14 protein-coding genes and 9 tRNA genes are annotated in these 14,571 nt (G+C 42.2%); 7 read left to right on the plus strand and 16 right to left on the minus strand.

Annotated elements, in window-relative coordinates:
• Window positions 1–114: 114 nt before the first annotated feature.
• A complete protein-coding gene (locus tag AKG37_RS04405; protein ID WP_041086807.1) occupies window positions 115–357 on the minus strand; it encodes a type B 50S ribosomal protein L31 in 243 nt (80 codons plus the stop codon).
• 176 nt (window positions 358–533) lie between these two features.
• On the opposite strand from AKG37_RS04405, the gene AKG37_RS04410 reads away from it, so the two are divergent.
• The 4 genes from AKG37_RS04410 (at window position 534) to AKG37_RS04425 (ending at window position 3,379) form a co-directional block, all read left to right on the plus strand.
• Window positions 534–1,865 (plus strand): cytochrome ubiquinol oxidase subunit I, encoded by a 1,332-nt coding sequence (locus AKG37_RS04410; protein ID WP_060697726.1) that lies wholly within the window; start codon window positions 534–536, stop codon window positions 1,863–1,865.
• 22 nt (window positions 1,866–1,887) lie between these two features.
• Window positions 1,888–2,934 (plus strand): cytochrome d ubiquinol oxidase subunit II, encoded by a 1,047-nt coding sequence (locus AKG37_RS04415; protein WP_193391695.1) that lies wholly within the window; start codon window positions 1,888–1,890, stop codon window positions 2,932–2,934.
• 68 nt (window positions 2,935–3,002) lie between these two features.
• Window positions 3,003–3,161: a DUF1540 domain-containing protein gene (locus tag AKG37_RS04420; RefSeq protein ID WP_008360682.1), complete on the plus strand. Its 159-nt coding sequence runs from the start codon at window positions 3,003–3,005 to the stop codon at window positions 3,159–3,161.
• Between the two features lie 26 nt (window positions 3,162–3,187).
• Window positions 3,188–3,379 (plus strand): hypothetical protein, encoded by a 192-nt coding sequence (locus AKG37_RS04425; protein ID WP_060697729.1) that lies wholly within the window; start codon window positions 3,188–3,190, stop codon window positions 3,377–3,379.
• Between the two features lie 106 nt (window positions 3,380–3,485).
• On the opposite strand, the gene menC is transcribed toward AKG37_RS04425, so the two are convergent.
• The 6 genes from menC to AKG37_RS04455 all read right to left on the minus strand — a co-directional run bounded on the left by menC (window position 3,486) and on the right by AKG37_RS04455 (window position 10,926).
• The gene (menC, locus tag AKG37_RS04430; protein ID WP_060697730.1) at window positions 3,486–4,610 is read right to left on the minus strand and encodes an o-succinylbenzoate synthase; all 1,125 of its coding nucleotides are present in this window, start codon (window positions 4,608–4,610) and stop codon (window positions 3,486–3,488) included.
• Window positions 4,597–6,057 (minus strand): o-succinylbenzoate--CoA ligase, encoded by a 1,461-nt coding sequence (locus AKG37_RS04435; protein WP_060697731.1) that lies wholly within the window; start codon window positions 6,055–6,057, stop codon window positions 4,597–4,599. The genes menC and AKG37_RS04435 overlap by 14 nt, the downstream gene beginning before the upstream one ends.
• Window positions 6,058–6,127: 70 nt before the next feature.
• Window positions 6,128–6,946 carry a 1,4-dihydroxy-2-naphthoyl-CoA synthase gene (gene menB / locus AKG37_RS04440; protein ID WP_060697732.1) on the minus strand — a complete coding sequence of 273 codons (819 nt, stop codon included), beginning with the start codon at window positions 6,944–6,946 and terminating at the stop codon, window positions 6,128–6,130.
• A gap of 14 nt (window positions 6,947–6,960) precedes the next feature.
• A complete protein-coding gene (gene menH, locus AKG37_RS04445; RefSeq protein ID WP_060697733.1) occupies window positions 6,961–7,788 on the minus strand; it encodes a 2-succinyl-6-hydroxy-2,4-cyclohexadiene-1-carboxylate synthase in 828 nt (275 codons plus the stop codon).
• A complete protein-coding gene (menD, locus tag AKG37_RS04450; RefSeq protein ID WP_060697734.1) occupies window positions 7,773–9,515 on the minus strand; it encodes a 2-succinyl-5-enolpyruvyl-6-hydroxy-3-cyclohexene-1-carboxylic-acid synthase in 1,743 nt (580 codons plus the stop codon). Before menD ends, menH begins: the two co-directional genes overlap by 16 nt.
• Complete coding sequence (locus AKG37_RS04455; protein ID WP_060697735.1) at window positions 9,508–10,926, minus strand: isochorismate synthase; 1,419 nt, start codon at window positions 10,924–10,926, stop codon at window positions 9,508–9,510. The genes menD and AKG37_RS04455 overlap by 8 nt, the downstream gene beginning before the upstream one ends.
• Window positions 10,927–11,307: 381 nt before the next feature.
• On the opposite strand from AKG37_RS04455, the gene AKG37_RS04460 reads away from it, so the two are divergent.
• The 3 genes from AKG37_RS04460 to AKG37_RS04470 all read left to right on the plus strand — a co-directional run bounded on the left by AKG37_RS04460 (window position 11,308) and on the right by AKG37_RS04470 (window position 13,662).
• A complete protein-coding gene (locus AKG37_RS04460; RefSeq protein ID WP_060697736.1) occupies window positions 11,308–12,246 on the plus strand; it encodes a 1,4-dihydroxy-2-naphthoate polyprenyltransferase in 939 nt (312 codons plus the stop codon).
• A 118-nt stretch (window positions 12,247–12,364) separates the two neighbouring features.
• Window positions 12,365–13,099: a TraR/DksA C4-type zinc finger protein gene (locus AKG37_RS04465; RefSeq protein ID WP_060697737.1), complete on the plus strand. Its 735-nt coding sequence runs from the start codon at window positions 12,365–12,367 to the stop codon at window positions 13,097–13,099.
• Window positions 13,100–13,185: 86 nt separating this feature from the next.
• Window positions 13,186–13,662: a TspO/MBR family protein gene (locus AKG37_RS04470; protein ID WP_060697738.1), complete on the plus strand. Its 477-nt coding sequence runs from the start codon at window positions 13,186–13,188 to the stop codon at window positions 13,660–13,662.
• Between the two features lie 75 nt (window positions 13,663–13,737).
• Here AKG37_RS04470 and AKG37_RS04475 read toward each other — a convergent pair.
• The 9 genes from AKG37_RS04475 to AKG37_RS04515 all read right to left on the minus strand — a co-directional run bounded on the left by AKG37_RS04475 (window position 13,738) and on the right by AKG37_RS04515 (window position 14,524).
• A tRNA-Glu gene (locus AKG37_RS04475) sits at window positions 13,738–13,809 on the minus strand.
• A 9-nt stretch (window positions 13,810–13,818) separates the two neighbouring features.
• Window positions 13,819–13,909, minus strand: a tRNA-Ser gene (locus AKG37_RS04480).
• Between the two features lie 3 nt (window positions 13,910–13,912).
• A tRNA-Asn gene (locus AKG37_RS04485) sits at window positions 13,913–13,987 on the minus strand.
• 6 nt (window positions 13,988–13,993) lie between these two features.
• Window positions 13,994–14,070 (minus strand) — tRNA-Ile (locus AKG37_RS04490).
• A 17-nt stretch (window positions 14,071–14,087) separates the two neighbouring features.
• Window positions 14,088–14,161, minus strand: a tRNA-Gly gene (locus AKG37_RS04495).
• Window positions 14,162–14,172: 11 nt separating this feature from the next.
• A tRNA-His gene (locus AKG37_RS04500) sits at window positions 14,173–14,248 on the minus strand.
• A 27-nt stretch (window positions 14,249–14,275) separates the two neighbouring features.
• A tRNA-Phe gene (locus tag AKG37_RS04505) sits at window positions 14,276–14,348 on the minus strand.
• An 18-nt stretch (window positions 14,349–14,366) separates the two neighbouring features.
• A tRNA-Asp gene (locus AKG37_RS04510) sits at window positions 14,367–14,443 on the minus strand.
• 4 nt (window positions 14,444–14,447) lie between these two features.
• Window positions 14,448–14,524, minus strand: a tRNA-Met gene (locus AKG37_RS04515).
• Between the last annotated feature and the right edge of the window lie 47 nt (window positions 14,525–14,571).

The raw sequence follows: 14,571 nt of genomic DNA on the forward strand, positions 1-14,571 counted from the left end.
AGACTGCAAAGGTTTTCTATCACGCTGAAAAGAAGACAAAGGGCTAAAATAAAGATCATTTTAGCCCTTTGTCAACAATCTGAAAGCACACCTTTATAAAGGTGTGCTTCTTTTTTACATTTGATATTTTTTCTTAAACAGCTCAGCTCTTCCGCCTTTTTCACCGAATTTCTGGCGCCCTGTATAAAAAGGATGTGTATCTGAGCTTGTTTCTACTTTAATGACAGGATATGTTTTCCCGTCTTCCCACTCTACTGTCTCATTTGATGTCTTTGTCGATCTACTCAAGAAGCGGTAACCGCTGTTTACGTCCATAAATACAACTTCATGTGAGGTTGGATGAATATCTCTTTTCAATGTCAAAACTCCTTTCGTCATCAAAACGTAATTATTACGTTTTATAATTATATTCTACTCCCTCTTTTACAACCTGTCAAAAAACAAGCTTTCTTAGTCAGGAAGAATAATCTAAAAATGGTGGAGAATAATAAGCATCATGAAAAAGAGAAGCGATAAGAAAGGCGGAGAAAAAATTGACTGATCTCGTTTTAGCTAGAAGCCTATTCGGCACAACCATGGGCTTTCATATTATTTATGCCTCACTTGGTGTCGGCATCCCGCTAATGATTTTGTTAGCTGAACTCATCTTTCAAAAAACGAAAGACCCGCATTATGCCATCATGGCCAAGCGGTGGACAAAAGCACAGGCTGTCCTCTTAGGGGTCGCCATTCCAACAGGTACTATTGCTGGTACACAGCTTGCTCTTTTATGGCCGGGTTTTATGGAGGTCATCGGAAAGGTCATGTCACTGCCATTCCAGATTGAAATTTATGCGTTCTTTATAGAAGCATTATTTATGTCTATTTATGTGTACGCAGCGGATCGCCTATCATCTTCTATGCGCATCATTACCGTTATTTTTATCGTCATTGGCGCAGCCGCATCAGCGATTCTGATTACAAACGTACATGCTTTTGAAGGGACACCTGCTGGCTTTCAGATGGTGAATGGAGAAATCACAAATATCGAGCCTTGGAAGGCCTTTTTCAACCCTAGCTTTGTTGTGACCGCTACACATGTCGTGCTGTCTGCTTTTACAACAGGCGCATTTGTAATTGCTTCAGTGGCAGCTTTTAAAATGCTGAAAACAAGAAAGAATGAAAAGCTCTATACCTTTCATCGAAAGGCCCTCTTTCTTGGACTGATTGTAGGAGGACTTTTCTCTTTTCTAACAGCCTTAAATGGTCACGAATCCGCTCAGTTGCTCTATGAATATCAGCCTGAAAAGCTCGCTGGTGCTGAAGGTTTGTTTGAAACGCAATCACATGCGCCTCTTGCAATAGGTGGTTTTACAGATGCCGAATCGCAGGAGATTAAAGGTGCTATTGAAATTCCTTGGGCACTGAGTTTTCTGGCAGGAAATAGCTTTGATACAGTGGTCAAAGGGTTAAATGATTTTCCTCGTGACGAGTGGCCGCCTTTATTTATTCACACATTATTTAACGGCATGGTCATTATTGGATCAGTGCTCATACTGTTTGCTGTGTTAGCACTGCTTTACCGTAAAATTTTAAAACGCGAGCATTATCCGAAATGGCTTCTTTTTCTTTATTTATTCGGCGGTCCTCTTAGTCTTTTGGCTATTGAATTTGGCTGGATCTTTGCATGTACAGGCCGGCAGCCATGGGTCATTTATCGAATGCTCAAAACCTCAGAAGTCGTCACATCATCAGGGTCGATCGGGACACTCTTTATCCTATTTGCCATTGTCTATCTCATCTTAGGCATTGCAACCGTTATTGTGCTGACATACTACTTTAGAAAACATTCGGTTGAAGAAGACCTACGGTTAACAGAATCTTAAAAAGGGAGCGATCTTGATGCAAATGGATGTTACAACCGATGCGCTCATTGCAATCACCATTTTATGGGGATTCGTGTTTATCTATGCAGTGATGGCATCAATGGATTTCGGCGCAGGATTTTGGTCAATGATTTATATGAATAGGGAACAAACAAAGGCCGCAAATATCGCAAATAAGTATCTTTCTCCAACATGGGAAGTGACAAACGTCTTCATTGTGGCCATCGTCGTCGCATTGTTCAGCCTGTTTCCAGGTGCGACCTTTGTACTTGGCACCGTTTTATTAATACCAGGCAGCATCATATTATTGCTTCTTGCACTGCGAAGCGGGTTTCTCGTGTTTTCTCATTCACTGCCTAAAAAATACAGAAAAGTCGTCACATACATTTCAGGGATTAGCGGGTTTATCATTCCGTCCATCCTGATCATGGTTCTCCCGATTACCCATGGTGGATTTATCTATCAGGAGAATAACGTCTACTCGTTAGACCTAGGACTCGTCTTTACAAGTGCAAATGTCTATTCTTTCGTAGGCTTTGCCATTTTCAGCACCCTTTTTCTTTCAGCTTTGCTTTTAGCTGATTTTTCAAATGTGGCGGATGAAGACGAAGCATACAGCATTTATAGAAGAGGTGCGCTCATTACTGGTCCACTGTCACTTATGATGGCCTTTTTTATCATGCTGACATTACGAAGCGAGGCCAATTGGCTATTTACAAAAATGATGCAGCACATTCCTATTCTTCTTGTATCACTCCTAATGTTTTTGCTAGCAGGGCTAGCTCTGTTTTTACCAAACAGGCGGTTCAAGCATCGAAAAGGGAGACCGCGTTTGGCGGTCATTGCGATTACGATTCAATATTTCTTAGCAAGCTATGTGTACGGTCATGCTCATTTGCCTTATATGGCCTATCCAGATATTACAATCATGTCTGGATTTACAGACCCTGTCACATTTAGGGCATTATTTATCACCTATATTGTAGGTTTTGTTATCTTATTTCCTGGATTTTATTTCTTCTGGAAATTGTTTATGAAGGATAAGCGTTACATTCGTCAGGAAGATTGACATGAATGGACATGGTTCATTTCGGTTACATTATAAATGAAAGACATATTCAAAAGGAGGTCATCTATATGAGTCAAAAAATCCTTTGTGAAGTCAATAACTGTTCCTATTGGAATGCTGGAAACCGCTGTGGTGCTGATGCAATTTATGTCGTCAGCCACACAGGAAATACGGCTGAGAAAAGTGAAGAAACAGATTGTAAAACGTTTAAACCACAAGATCTTTAAGTCTCATTTAAAGGAGGCGCTTCAATTTGAAACATGATCGGCTGCTTCAAACGTTTTTTGACGAAATTCATGACGCGGATGAAGCCGCATTTTATCAAGCCGCTCACTCCTTTTTAAACCTTTGGGATTATGAATATGGTCATGCAGCAAACATGCCCAATGACATGCATCAGTATATCGGACAGCTTGCTTATGACAGCGAGCTGATAGAAGAGTAAGAAAGAGCGGGTTGCCGCTCTTTCTTTTTTGTTCAGACAGGAAAGAAAAACTTTTCCTCACTATACATAGATTCTATTTGATATGCAAAAGGTGATTCCTTCGTTTTCATCTCACAAAATCATGTTTTGTAAACACGTCAATTTTATCTGAAAATGAACGAAGTGCTTGATAATCAACTTCCACACCCATTCCTGGGGAACGAGGCACCTCAATAAATCCATTTTCAACCTTGATTTCAGGATAAATGATATCCTGCTCCCAATATTTTGACGAAGCTGAAATATCACCGGGAATTGTAAATTGCGGAAGCGACGCAAGTGCCACGTTCTGTGCGCGGGAAATACCAGTTTCAATCATCCCTCCGCACCATAAAGGAATTTGGTGCTCCTTACTAAACGTATGAATTTTAAGTGCCTCTGTCAGTCCGCCCACTCGTGAAGGCTTCACATTAATAATTTGACAGCTGCCAAGCTCTATAGCTTTTCTAGCATCATCTAAAGAACAAATACTTTCATCTAAACAAATCGGCGTTTTTAAATGCTTTTGCAAATGGCGGTGGTCCACAATATCATCTGCAGCTAGAGGCTGTTCAATCATTAATAAACGAATATCATCGAGCTGCTTAAGCTTGCTAATATCCTTTAATTCATAAGCGGAGTTTGCATCTGCCATTAATGGAAGGTCAGGAAAAGACTCTCTTATCCTTTGAAGAAGTCCAATATCCTGTCCCGGCTTAATTTTCACCTTCACCCGCTGATAACCTTGGTCAACATATTGCTGAATTTGCTGAAGCATATCGTCAATAGGACCTAACCCCGCCACAACACCAGATGGTATTCTCTCTTTAGTACCGCCTAATACGTCACGTAAGGACTTATTTTCACGCTTCGCATAAATATCCCAAACAGCCGCTTCAATGCCTGCTTTCGCCATCCTATTGCCTTTAAAATGATAGAGACTGTCAGGTATTTCTGAAGGATGTGTAAAGGTGCGCGTCAGCACATTCGGGATAAAGAAAGCCCTCAGCATGTGATAGCAAGTCTCGATTGTTTCTTCTGTATACCACGGAGAAGAAAAAGCAGATACCTCTCCCCATCCAGTCAATCCTGTTTGATCTTTTACTTCAACAATAATAAACTCACGTTCAGAAATGGTGCCAAGACTTGTTGTAAATGGCTGTTTAAGCTTCATTGTGACATGATATAAAATTACTCGTTCAATTTGAATCATTTGAAAACCCCTTTGACTTGAGTCTGTGCCTCTGCAATTTATTGGACGCATTTCTTGGCAGCTCGTCCACAAAGTGAAAAGCCGCGGGCCATTTATATTTGGCTAAATGCGACTCACACAAAGCATAGAGCTCATTCTCCGGTATTTTATCGTCTGTTACAAGGAAGGCAGCAGGTACCTCTCCCCATCTATCATCATACATACCCGTCACTCCGGCCTCCTTGACATGCGGATGTGTTAACAGAACCGCTTCAATTTCCGCAGGATAAATATTTTCTCCTCCAGAAATAATTAAATCTGAACGGCGGTCAAGTACATATAAGAACCCTTCCTCATCCACATAGCCAATATCACCTGTTTTCAGCCACCCTTCATCAAATGCAGCCGCCGTCGCGTCTTGACGATAAAGGTATCCTTTCATGACATTTGCACCTTTAACGATAATTTCGCCATGCTCAAAAGGACGACAAATACGTTCGCCATCTTGAATTTTCAGCTCACATCCAAAAAGAGGTTTACCCGCTGAACCAAGCTTCTCTACACTAAATTCAGGCGCAAGGGTCACAATTTGTGAACAGGTTTCCGTCATACCGTACGATTGAAAGACAGGAAAGCCCTTCTCTTTGCTTTCTTGAAGCATCGCATAAGGCGCAGGTCCTCCGCCTAATAAAAGACAACGCAAAGAAGATGGACATTCTTCAAGTCTGCTTAATAGACGGGATAACATCGTCTGAACAACAGAGATCATTGTCACACGATGCTGTTCAATAGAATCCTTTACTTCATCAACATCAAACTTCTGATGAAGCACAACAGTCATGCCATATATGACCGACTTAAATAAAGCAGATAATCCGCTAATATGAAAAAGGGGCAGCGCAATGAGCCAGCGGTCATCCTCTCTGAGCCCCATATTCAATGCTGAGGAAACAGCACTGTGAAAATGATTGCCAAACGTTTGCTCCACCCCTTTTGGACGCCCAGTTGTTCCAGATGTATACATGATGGTCGCTGTTTCATTCAAATCAAATTCGCTCTCGATTTTCTTTTCATCGCCTTGCTCTGCTTCAGGTAAAGTCTCCATTGTATAAACAGGTAAATCACTTACATGATCGATTGCAAAAACAGATTCCGTTAATAAAGCCGCTGCTTTTGCATCTTCAAGCTGATAGCGTCTTTCAGCTTTTGTCAGCTTATTGTTCAATAGCACAATTTTTAATCCTAATAAAAAACAAGCATGAACTAGCATCACCATTTGAGGCTGATTATTCATCAAAAGCGCAACCGTTTCCCCTTTTTTCAATGATGCTTGTGCAAGTCTATTTGAAAGCTCGTCAACTTCTTGAGCTAATTCGTGAAATGTCCACTCTTTATTTTGATAAATGAGCGCGACTCGATCTGGCGTTAAATAGGCACGGTGCAGCAGCCAATTCGGTTGCTTCATCATGACACCTCCTTTTTGTAAAAGAAAACAGCTTAGTCTGATGCACTAAGCTGTTTTCATCGATATCATTGAATCAAGGGAAACGCGGGAACTGACCGAAGTCCGGCTTGCGTTTTTCCTTAAAGGAATCGCGTCCTTCTTTTGCTTCATCTGTTGTGTAATAAAGAAGAGTCGCATCTCCTGCAAATTGCTGAATTCCAGCTAGTCCATCTGTATCCGCATTAAATGCAGCTTTCAAGAAACGTAAAGCAGTCGGACTTTTCTCTAGCATTTCTTCACACCACTTCACTGTTTCCTCTTCAAGCTGATCTAATGGTACAACTGTGTTGACAAGTCCCATATCAAGCGCTTCTTGTGCATTGTATTGACGGCATAAGTACCAGATTTCTCTCGCTTTCTTATGACCAACAATACGTGCAAGATAGCCTGAACCATAACCAGCATCAAAGCTGCCAACTTTTGGACCGGTTTGTCCAAAAATCGCATTATCTGCTGCAATTGTGAGGTCACATACTATGTGAAGAACGTGTCCGCCTCCGATTGCATAACCTGCAACCATCGCAACAACCGGCTTTGGAATCACACGAATCAAACGCTGCAAGTCTAATACGTTTAGACGTGGAATTTGGTCATCTCCCACATAACCGCCATGGCCGCGAACTTTTTGGTCTCCACCAGAGCAGAATGCTTTACCGCCTGCACCTGCAAGAACAATTACACCAACCTCTGAATTATCACGAGCACGTGAAAATGCATCAATTAATTCACTAACAGTCTTTGGGGTAAACGCGTTATGTACGTGTGGACGATTAATCGTAATCTTTGCGATCCCATTGTACGTTTCATATAAAATTTCGTCATAATGACGCTCAGTTTGCCATTCAATAGCCATCAATATTTCCTCCTCTAATCTTGCGCTAAAATAAACTCACTTACTATTTTACCAAAAAAATGTGGTTGTTCCACATGAACTGTATGCCCAGCCTGCTCAGCCAATATCAATTGACTGCCTTTCAGCTCCTGCTGCATATGCTTCGCGATATTGCAGAACTTTTCATCAAGCGTTCCGCAAATGAACAAAGCAGGCAAATGAATATGCTTTAATGCATTCCAAACAGAGGGCTGTGAACCTGTTCCGATGCCTTCTAAGCTTCGAGCCAGCCCAAGAGGATTAGCTTTCAACCTTCCCTCTCTCAGTTGAGCCTGCCTTTCCGCTGATAAAGCTTTCTGCGAAGCAAACAAAGGAATGCTCTCCCAAAAATCCACAAACTTCACTAAGCCTTCATGCCTGATTTTTTGGGCGAGCTGATGATCCTGCTTCAGTCTTGCCATCCGCTCTTGAAATGTGCGAAGCCCTGGAGACGTACTCTCAAGGATCAGTTTGTTGACACGATCTGGATAACGAGCGGCAAATGATAAAGCAATACGCCCTCCCATAGAATATCCGAGAATATTCACTTTGTGAAGCTTTAATTGGTTTAAAATCTCTGCAAGATCTGCCAGCTGCCTTGACATCGCATATCTTCTCACACTTTCTGGCGAGTCCGTACGCCCATGCCCAAGCAAGCTGACCTGTATCAATCTTGTATTTTCCAAATAAGCATTCAAAAACGTCCAAGACGCTGCACTTCCAGTAAAGCCGTGTAAGCATAGTGTGGCATTATCAGCTGAGGGATTCTCGTCCACCACTTCGTACGCTACCCCATCACGCATTCTTATTATGAGAGAAGGCATTCTTTTTTCACTTCTTCCAAGATGTCATCCATCATTTCACGATGCTTGCCTACACGGGAATGCCGATCTGTTTCTATTTCAATTAAATGAAGCCCAGGTTCATCTATATGCGCCATATACACATCATGAAACTCTTGCTTCGTTACCGGTTTCGAATAGGTTCCCCCATATAACTTTGAGGCATACTCAAAATTCAGGCCTGTTGGCGTACCGAAGAGTTTTTCATAATACGGTTCATCAGACGCCTGTGGAAGGAAAGAAAAGATCCCTCCCCCATCATTGTTTAACAAAACAACTGTCAGTGGAATGTCCATCAGCTTAGCCGCAAGCAGCCCGTTCATATCATGGTAAAATGATAAATCTCCAATGACTAACGTGACAGGCTGCTTCAAAGCTGCATAAGTACCAAGTGCTGTAGACACAACACCATCAATACCATTTGCTCCGCGATTCGCCATCATCCGAAAAGGCTTAGATTGCGTTTCAAAAAAAGTATCCACATCACGAATCGGCATACTATTTCCAATAAAAAGGACACTCTCCTTTGGTAAAAGGTGCTGAAGCTGACGGTACACATTCCCTTCAAAAGACAAATCCTCGTCAGAATAGCGGGATGCATGTAATCTGAATGAAGAATTGGCATTCTGCCAGCGTTTTAAGAAACTTGTATCCTCACGTTGCTCTGCTCTCTTTAATGCTTCATCTACAAAAGCAGCCACATGACTTTCAATGACATATGAAGCACTTAACCCAGGATCGCGAAAACCTCCTGCAGCATCCACAACAACCTGCTTCACTTCCGCATGTTTTTCCAGCCACTTGAATAAAGGCTTCGACACAGGCATCGGTCCAAACCGAATCACCATATCCGGCAATAAATGCTGCTGCAATGCTTCATCTTTTAATAAAGAATCATACGCATCAATAATCAGATCTTCATCATCATGCCCATTTCGCAATAGAGAAAGCGGGTCAGCTAAAATCGGAAACTGCATTTCCTTTGAAAGACGTAAAACAGCCTCTCTCTCTTCCTCTGTATGAAGTTCTCCAGCCACAATCAATCCTTTTTTGAATTGGTTCATGGTGGTCACAATTTCAGACATTACACGATCATTTGGGAAAGCATAGCCTGCTGCTAATACCTTTTTCGCATTCGTTTCTTCCCGCTTGAAAGGATCAATAGACAGATCAGGGAGTAATGGTTCCCTCAGTGGCACATTGACCTGAACAGGCCCCTTTGGCTCCTGCATTGACATGTGATTTGCTCTCGCAGCTGCCGTCTGAACATAACGTAGCATTGTTTGACTTTCCTCTGGCAAGGCTAAGTCTGTGAACCATTTAACAAACTTACCGAATAAGAATTGCTGATCAATCGCTTGAGGTGCCCCTACCTCTCTCAATTCGTGCGGCCGATCAGCAGTTAAAACAATCAATGGTACACGGGAATAATGCGCTTCTACAATGGCTGGATAAAGGTTAGCAGCTGCCGTACCTGAAGTACAAATGAGCAGCACTGGTCTTTGACTTGCTTTCGCAAGACCTAGCGCATAAAAAGCAGCAGACCGTTCGTCCACAAGCACATGGACATTTATCTCTTGATGGGCAAGTGCCAGCATCGCAAGCGGAGTTGAACGGGAACCCGGACAGACAACGGCCTCCTTCACACCACCTTGGGCAAATTCATCCATAAATCTGCCAATATATGTTGTCATAATTTGATTATTCAATGGGATGACCTCCAAGAGCAGACAGCATAGGTCTTAATTTCACTTGCGTTTCCTCATACTCCTGCTTTGCAAGGGAATCCTCTACAATTCCGCAGCCAGCGAACAAACGAACATGGTCTTTCTCAATAAGACCTGACCGAATGGCTACAGCAAATTCTCCATTATCCTGAGAATCAATCCAGCCTACTGGCGCAGCATACCAGCCGCGCTTGAGCGGTTCGATTTCACGAATCACCTCAACCGCCTTTTCCTTCGGATATCCGCCAAGTGCCGGCGTCGGATGAAGCTGTTCAATTAACGAAAAAAGAGAACAGCTGCTTTTGATTTCTCCTACAATCGGTGTAAACAAATGCTGAATGTTTTTTGTTTTATAAAGACTCGGTTGATTTGGTTTATGCACGCGGAGGCAATTTGCCTCAAATGCTTGTTCAATCATATTGACAACAATTTGATGTTCAATCAAATTCTTCTCATCTTGCAGAAGTTCCTCACCTAATGCTTGATCTTCCGCTTCATCTTTTCCACGTACAATGGAACCTGCTAAACAAGATGAAAAGACCTCTCCACCGCTTTTCTTTACTAAGCGTTCAGGCGTTGCTCCAACAAATGCTTGTCTTCCCTGTTCAACCGCAAAAACATAACTTGTTGTTTGATGCTTTAATAATTGTGCTAATAGTGGAGCGAGTTCAATTTGATTTTTATAGTGAAGCAAGACTTCTCTTGCTAAAACAACCTTTTCATATTCGTTTGCACGAATGTGGTCTGTCGCTTCTTGAATCGCCTTCATCCATTCCTTCACATCTAGCTCTTCCATATGAACAAGCTCAGCTTGTCCATCAGTTCGTAGCGGCGATGTCTCGAAATGAGAGGCTTTCTGTTCTAATTCCTGAATCAGCTGATGAACATTCCCGTCCACCTGCTTCCATTCATTGATCGTCAGAAAACTGCCTTCTTTAGAGACAGTCAGCATGATAGATGGCACAAAAAAATGAGCCTCACCAAATGCTTCCCAGTGTTGCGCCTTCTCTTCATACGGATCAAATGAAAATCCTCCAAATAAAAGCGGACCAACAGCCGCTTGCTTTAACTCCTTCTCATCATGAAAATGGAACATGTGCTGCTTGAGCTGTTCCCATTCTTGATGCACGATATCGAATCGGTCCTTGCCTTGCTCAGATGATTTAATGACGGCCGCTCTACCAAGTCCAGAAAAAATCATTTGGCTTTCTGGATCAGACCAAAAAAACCGCTCGCCTAAAAAATCCGCTTCGCCGCTTTGGAAAAAGGCAAGAGGATCCAGATCGTCAACTCTTCTGGAGTAGCTTATCAAAACAGCATGGTTGACGTTATTCGCTTCTTCTAATGTCGCAAGCGCTTCCTGCCGGAAAGTACTTTGCACTGTTGTCACCATGATACATTCCTCCAAAATCCATGAAATAACATAAAAAATAAAAACATAATGAAAAAATACATGAACATTCGAATATGTCGAATGACCTGCTTTTCTATTATAAACCTTAACAGATGAACTTAGTAAAGAAAACAGCTTTTTAAACCTCGAATCCTTATTATATCACGCTTTCGAGATTTTTTCGCTCTTGCTTCTTGAAACGAGAGCATCTAAAGAAAAAGTGGCAGGACCTTCTCTAAGATCAATCTTTCCCTTGATATGGCAACGATTAGCAAACATCTTTTTCAGGTTTCATCGCATCAATATATTGACACCTTTTTGAACTTTGCTAAACTGGAATTTGGACGTGTACGTATTTTTTTATTTAAAGGAGTATATTTTATGCAGCATCAATCGATATCAGATCAGCTTTCACCAATTAAGCCTGATAAAAACTGGAGAATTTGGTGGAATTTACTACGACCACATACACTAACAGCGGCATTTATTCCTGTTACTTTAGGAACTGTTCTAGCACTTCCAAGTGGTCAAATACATGTTGGGCTATTTTTAGCCATGCTATTTGCATCTATGTTTATCCAAATCGCAACAAACATGTTTAATGAGTACTTTGATTATGTTCGTGGGCTGGACAATGAGAAATCTGTCGGCATCGGCGGAGCCATTGTAAGAAACGGTGTAAAGCCAAAAACAGTCCTCAGCCTCGCTTATGCACTATTTGCGCTTTCTTTATTACTTGGGGTGTATATTTGCATGATGTCTAGCTGGTGGATCGCACTGATAGGACTTATTTGTATGGCAGCAGGCTATTTCTATACTGGTGGACCTGTACCTATTGCATATACACCGTTTGGAGAGCTTGTGTCCGGTGCTTTTATGGGATTAGGAATCATCCTGATTAGTTTCTATATCCAAACAGGTACACTGACGTCTAAAGCTGTTCTCGTCTCATTACCCATTTCTATTTTAGTTGGTGCCATCTTACTGTCGAACAATATTCGCGACTTAGACGGCGATAAAGAAAATGGACGAAAAACACTTGCAATCCTTGCTGGACGTAAAGCTGCAGTGAACATTTTACTTTCTATGTTTTTTGTATCATATGTACTCATTTTTGTTTATATCTTCACAGATATCGTCGGCCTTTGGAGTCTTCTTGTTTTGCTCAGTGTGCCAAAAGCCTATACAGCCATTAAAGAGTTTAAACAAAAGGAAAAACCGATTGAATTAATGAATGCTATGAAATCTACAGCTCAAACCAATACATTCTTCGGTTTTCTGCTAACGATCGCTTTGATCTTACAATACTATATTGCGTAACAAAGAACGCCTGCATCCGCGGGCGTTTTTTTAATGAAGAATTGCTTCAAATTGGTACTAGTCTTCTATACAAAATTGCTCATACTAACAATATGTTTGATATGAAAGGATGATCGCTTTGTTGTCTAAAGACGAATTACATCATTTGAAGCAGCGACTTCTCGATGAAAAAAAAGAACTTGAAGCCAAAAGCCATGACGATGAACAGAAAGTATCCTTTCCTTATGATTCGGTCGGAGAACTGTCAGCCTATGATAACCATCCGGGCGATCAAGGGACGGAACTGTTCGAGCGCGGGAAAGATATTGCTTTAAACAGTTTGGAACATGAACATCTGTTAGACGTCAATAAAGCACTTCAAGCCATTGCAGACGGCTCATATGGTTTGTGCAAAGTATGTAAAGCTCCTATTCCAAAAGAACGCTTAAAAGCCTTGCCTACTGCTGTCACATGCACAGAGCATTCAAAAGAACAAACCGTTTCACAAAACCGTCCCATTGAAGAAGATTTATTAAGTCCGCCAGCGGGACAATTTGAAAATGAAGAAAGTGCTGCATATGATGGAGAGGATGCCTACCAAGACGTAGAACGCTACGGAAACTCTGAGACCCCGTCTGATATGGAATTTCCTCCTCTGACATACGATGATGTGTACACACAATCAGAGGACGAAGATTATGTGGAGGACTATGAAGGATTTGCAGCTGCTGATATTGAAGGGAAAGCAAGCAAGGTGTATCCGAACAAAGCACACGAAGCCTATGAAAAAGCTTTAGACGAAGAAGGTGTCATGACGGTATTTGGTGACTTGAAACCGTACGAAGAAGAACCTTATACAGAAGAAAATCATTAGTCCCCTCATATTGGGGACTTTATGTTTATATCATGTAATTATTGGGAAATCACTTTAAGAATGAATTTGATTGGAGGAGATGCTTGATGGCTAAAAAAAGTATCATTTGGGCAATTGTTGTCTTCTTTATTACATACGCACTATTCTCTATTGCAGGATTCTTGTTCCCCATTGACAGAGAATGGTATGATGCTTTAAATAAACCAGCATGGACGCCTGGTGGTGGTGTGATTGGAGCTGTATGGGCTGTCTTATTTGCTCTCATCTCATTGTCCGCAGCAATCATTTATGGGAAATATGGATTTCAAAAAATTACTTTACCATTTTGGATTCTTTTTCTTTTAAATTACGTATTTAACCAAGCCTTTAGCTTTTTTCAGTTCACACAAAAAGATTTGTTTACCGCTACGATCGACTGTCTGCTTGTTGCACTGACAGCACTCGCACTTGTCATCGTCTCACGCAAACTAAGCAAAGTCGTTCCAATTTTGCTGATCCCCTATGTTTTATGGGGGTTCTTTGCGACATACTTGTCTTATACGATCTATTCCATGAATATGTAAAAAGACCGCTATCATGGCGGTCTTTCGTTTTAAAGAAAATAAAAAAGAGATCTTTGACAAGATCTCTTTTAAAAATGACCCGTACGGGATTCGAACCCGTGTTACCGCCGTGAAAGGGCGGTGTCTTAACCGCTTGACCAACGGGCCATACAATCATGGCGGAGAAGGAGGGATTTGAACCCTCGCGCCGCTTACGCGACCTACACCCTTAGCAGGGGCGCCTCTTCAGCCACTTGAGTACTTCTCCATTTGGCTCCGCAGGTAGGACTCGAACCTACGACCGATCGGTTAACAGCCGATAGCTCTACCACTGAGCTACTGCGGAAGATCATGGTGGGCCTGAGTGGACTCGAACCACCGACCTCACGCTTATCAGGCGTGCGCTCTAACCAGCTGAGCTACAGGCCCATGAACGGATATACAAATGGAGCGGGTGATGGGAATCGAACCCACGACATCAGCTTGGAAGGCTGAGGTTTTACCACTAAACTACACCCGCAAAAATATGTATGGGGCGATTGATGGGAATCGAACCCACGAGTGCCAGAGCCACAATCTGGTGCGTTAACCACTTCGCCACAACCGCCATACTGTTAATATGTTTTTGTAAAAGTGGCTCGGGACGGAATCGAACCGCCGACACACGGATTTTCAGTCCGTTGCTCTACCAACTGAGCTACCGAGCCAAGTAATCTTTTTAAAAATGGCGGTCCGGACGGGACTCGAACCCGCGACCTCCTGCGTGACAGGCAGGCATTCTAACCAACTGAACTACCGGACCATTTTGGTTGCGGGGGCAGGATTTGAACCTGCGACCTTCGGGTTATGAGCCCGACGAGCTACCGAACTGCTCCACCCCGCGATGATATGAGTTTTTAAAAAAATATGGCGGAGGAAGAGGGATTCGAA

Source organism: Bacillus australimaris (assembly GCF_001307105.1).
In the GTDB taxonomy this organism is placed as follows: domain Bacteria; phylum Bacillota; class Bacilli; order Bacillales; family Bacillaceae; genus Bacillus; species Bacillus australimaris.

Coding starts and splice junctions, on each gene's coding strand:
- AKG37_RS04415 (WP_193391695.1), top strand. CDS start 1,888: ATGGATGTTACAACCGATGCGCTCATTGCAATCACCATTTTATGGGGA.
- AKG37_RS04420 (WP_008360682.1), top strand. CDS start 3,003: ATGAGTCAAAAAATCCTTTGTGAAGTCAATAACTGTTCCTATTGGAAT.
- menC (WP_060697730.1), bottom strand. CDS start 4,610: ATGATTCAAATTGAACGAGTAATTTTATATCATGTCACAATGAAGCTT.
- AKG37_RS04435 (WP_060697731.1), bottom strand. CDS start 6,057: ATGATGAAGCAACCGAATTGGCTGCTGCACCGTGCCTATTTAACGCCA.
- menB (WP_060697732.1), bottom strand. CDS start 6,946: ATGGCTATTGAATGGCAAACTGAGCGTCATTATGACGAAATTTTATAT.
- menH (WP_060697733.1), bottom strand. CDS start 7,788: ATGCCTTCTCTCATAATAAGAATGCGTGATGGGGTAGCGTACGAAGTG.
- AKG37_RS04455 (WP_060697735.1), bottom strand. CDS start 10,926: ATGGTGACAACAGTGCAAAGTACTTTCCGGCAGGAAGCGCTTGCGACA.
- AKG37_RS04460 (WP_060697736.1), top strand. CDS start 11,308: ATGCAGCATCAATCGATATCAGATCAGCTTTCACCAATTAAGCCTGAT.
- AKG37_RS04470 (WP_060697738.1), top strand. CDS start 13,186: ATGGCTAAAAAAAGTATCATTTGGGCAATTGTTGTCTTCTTTATTACA.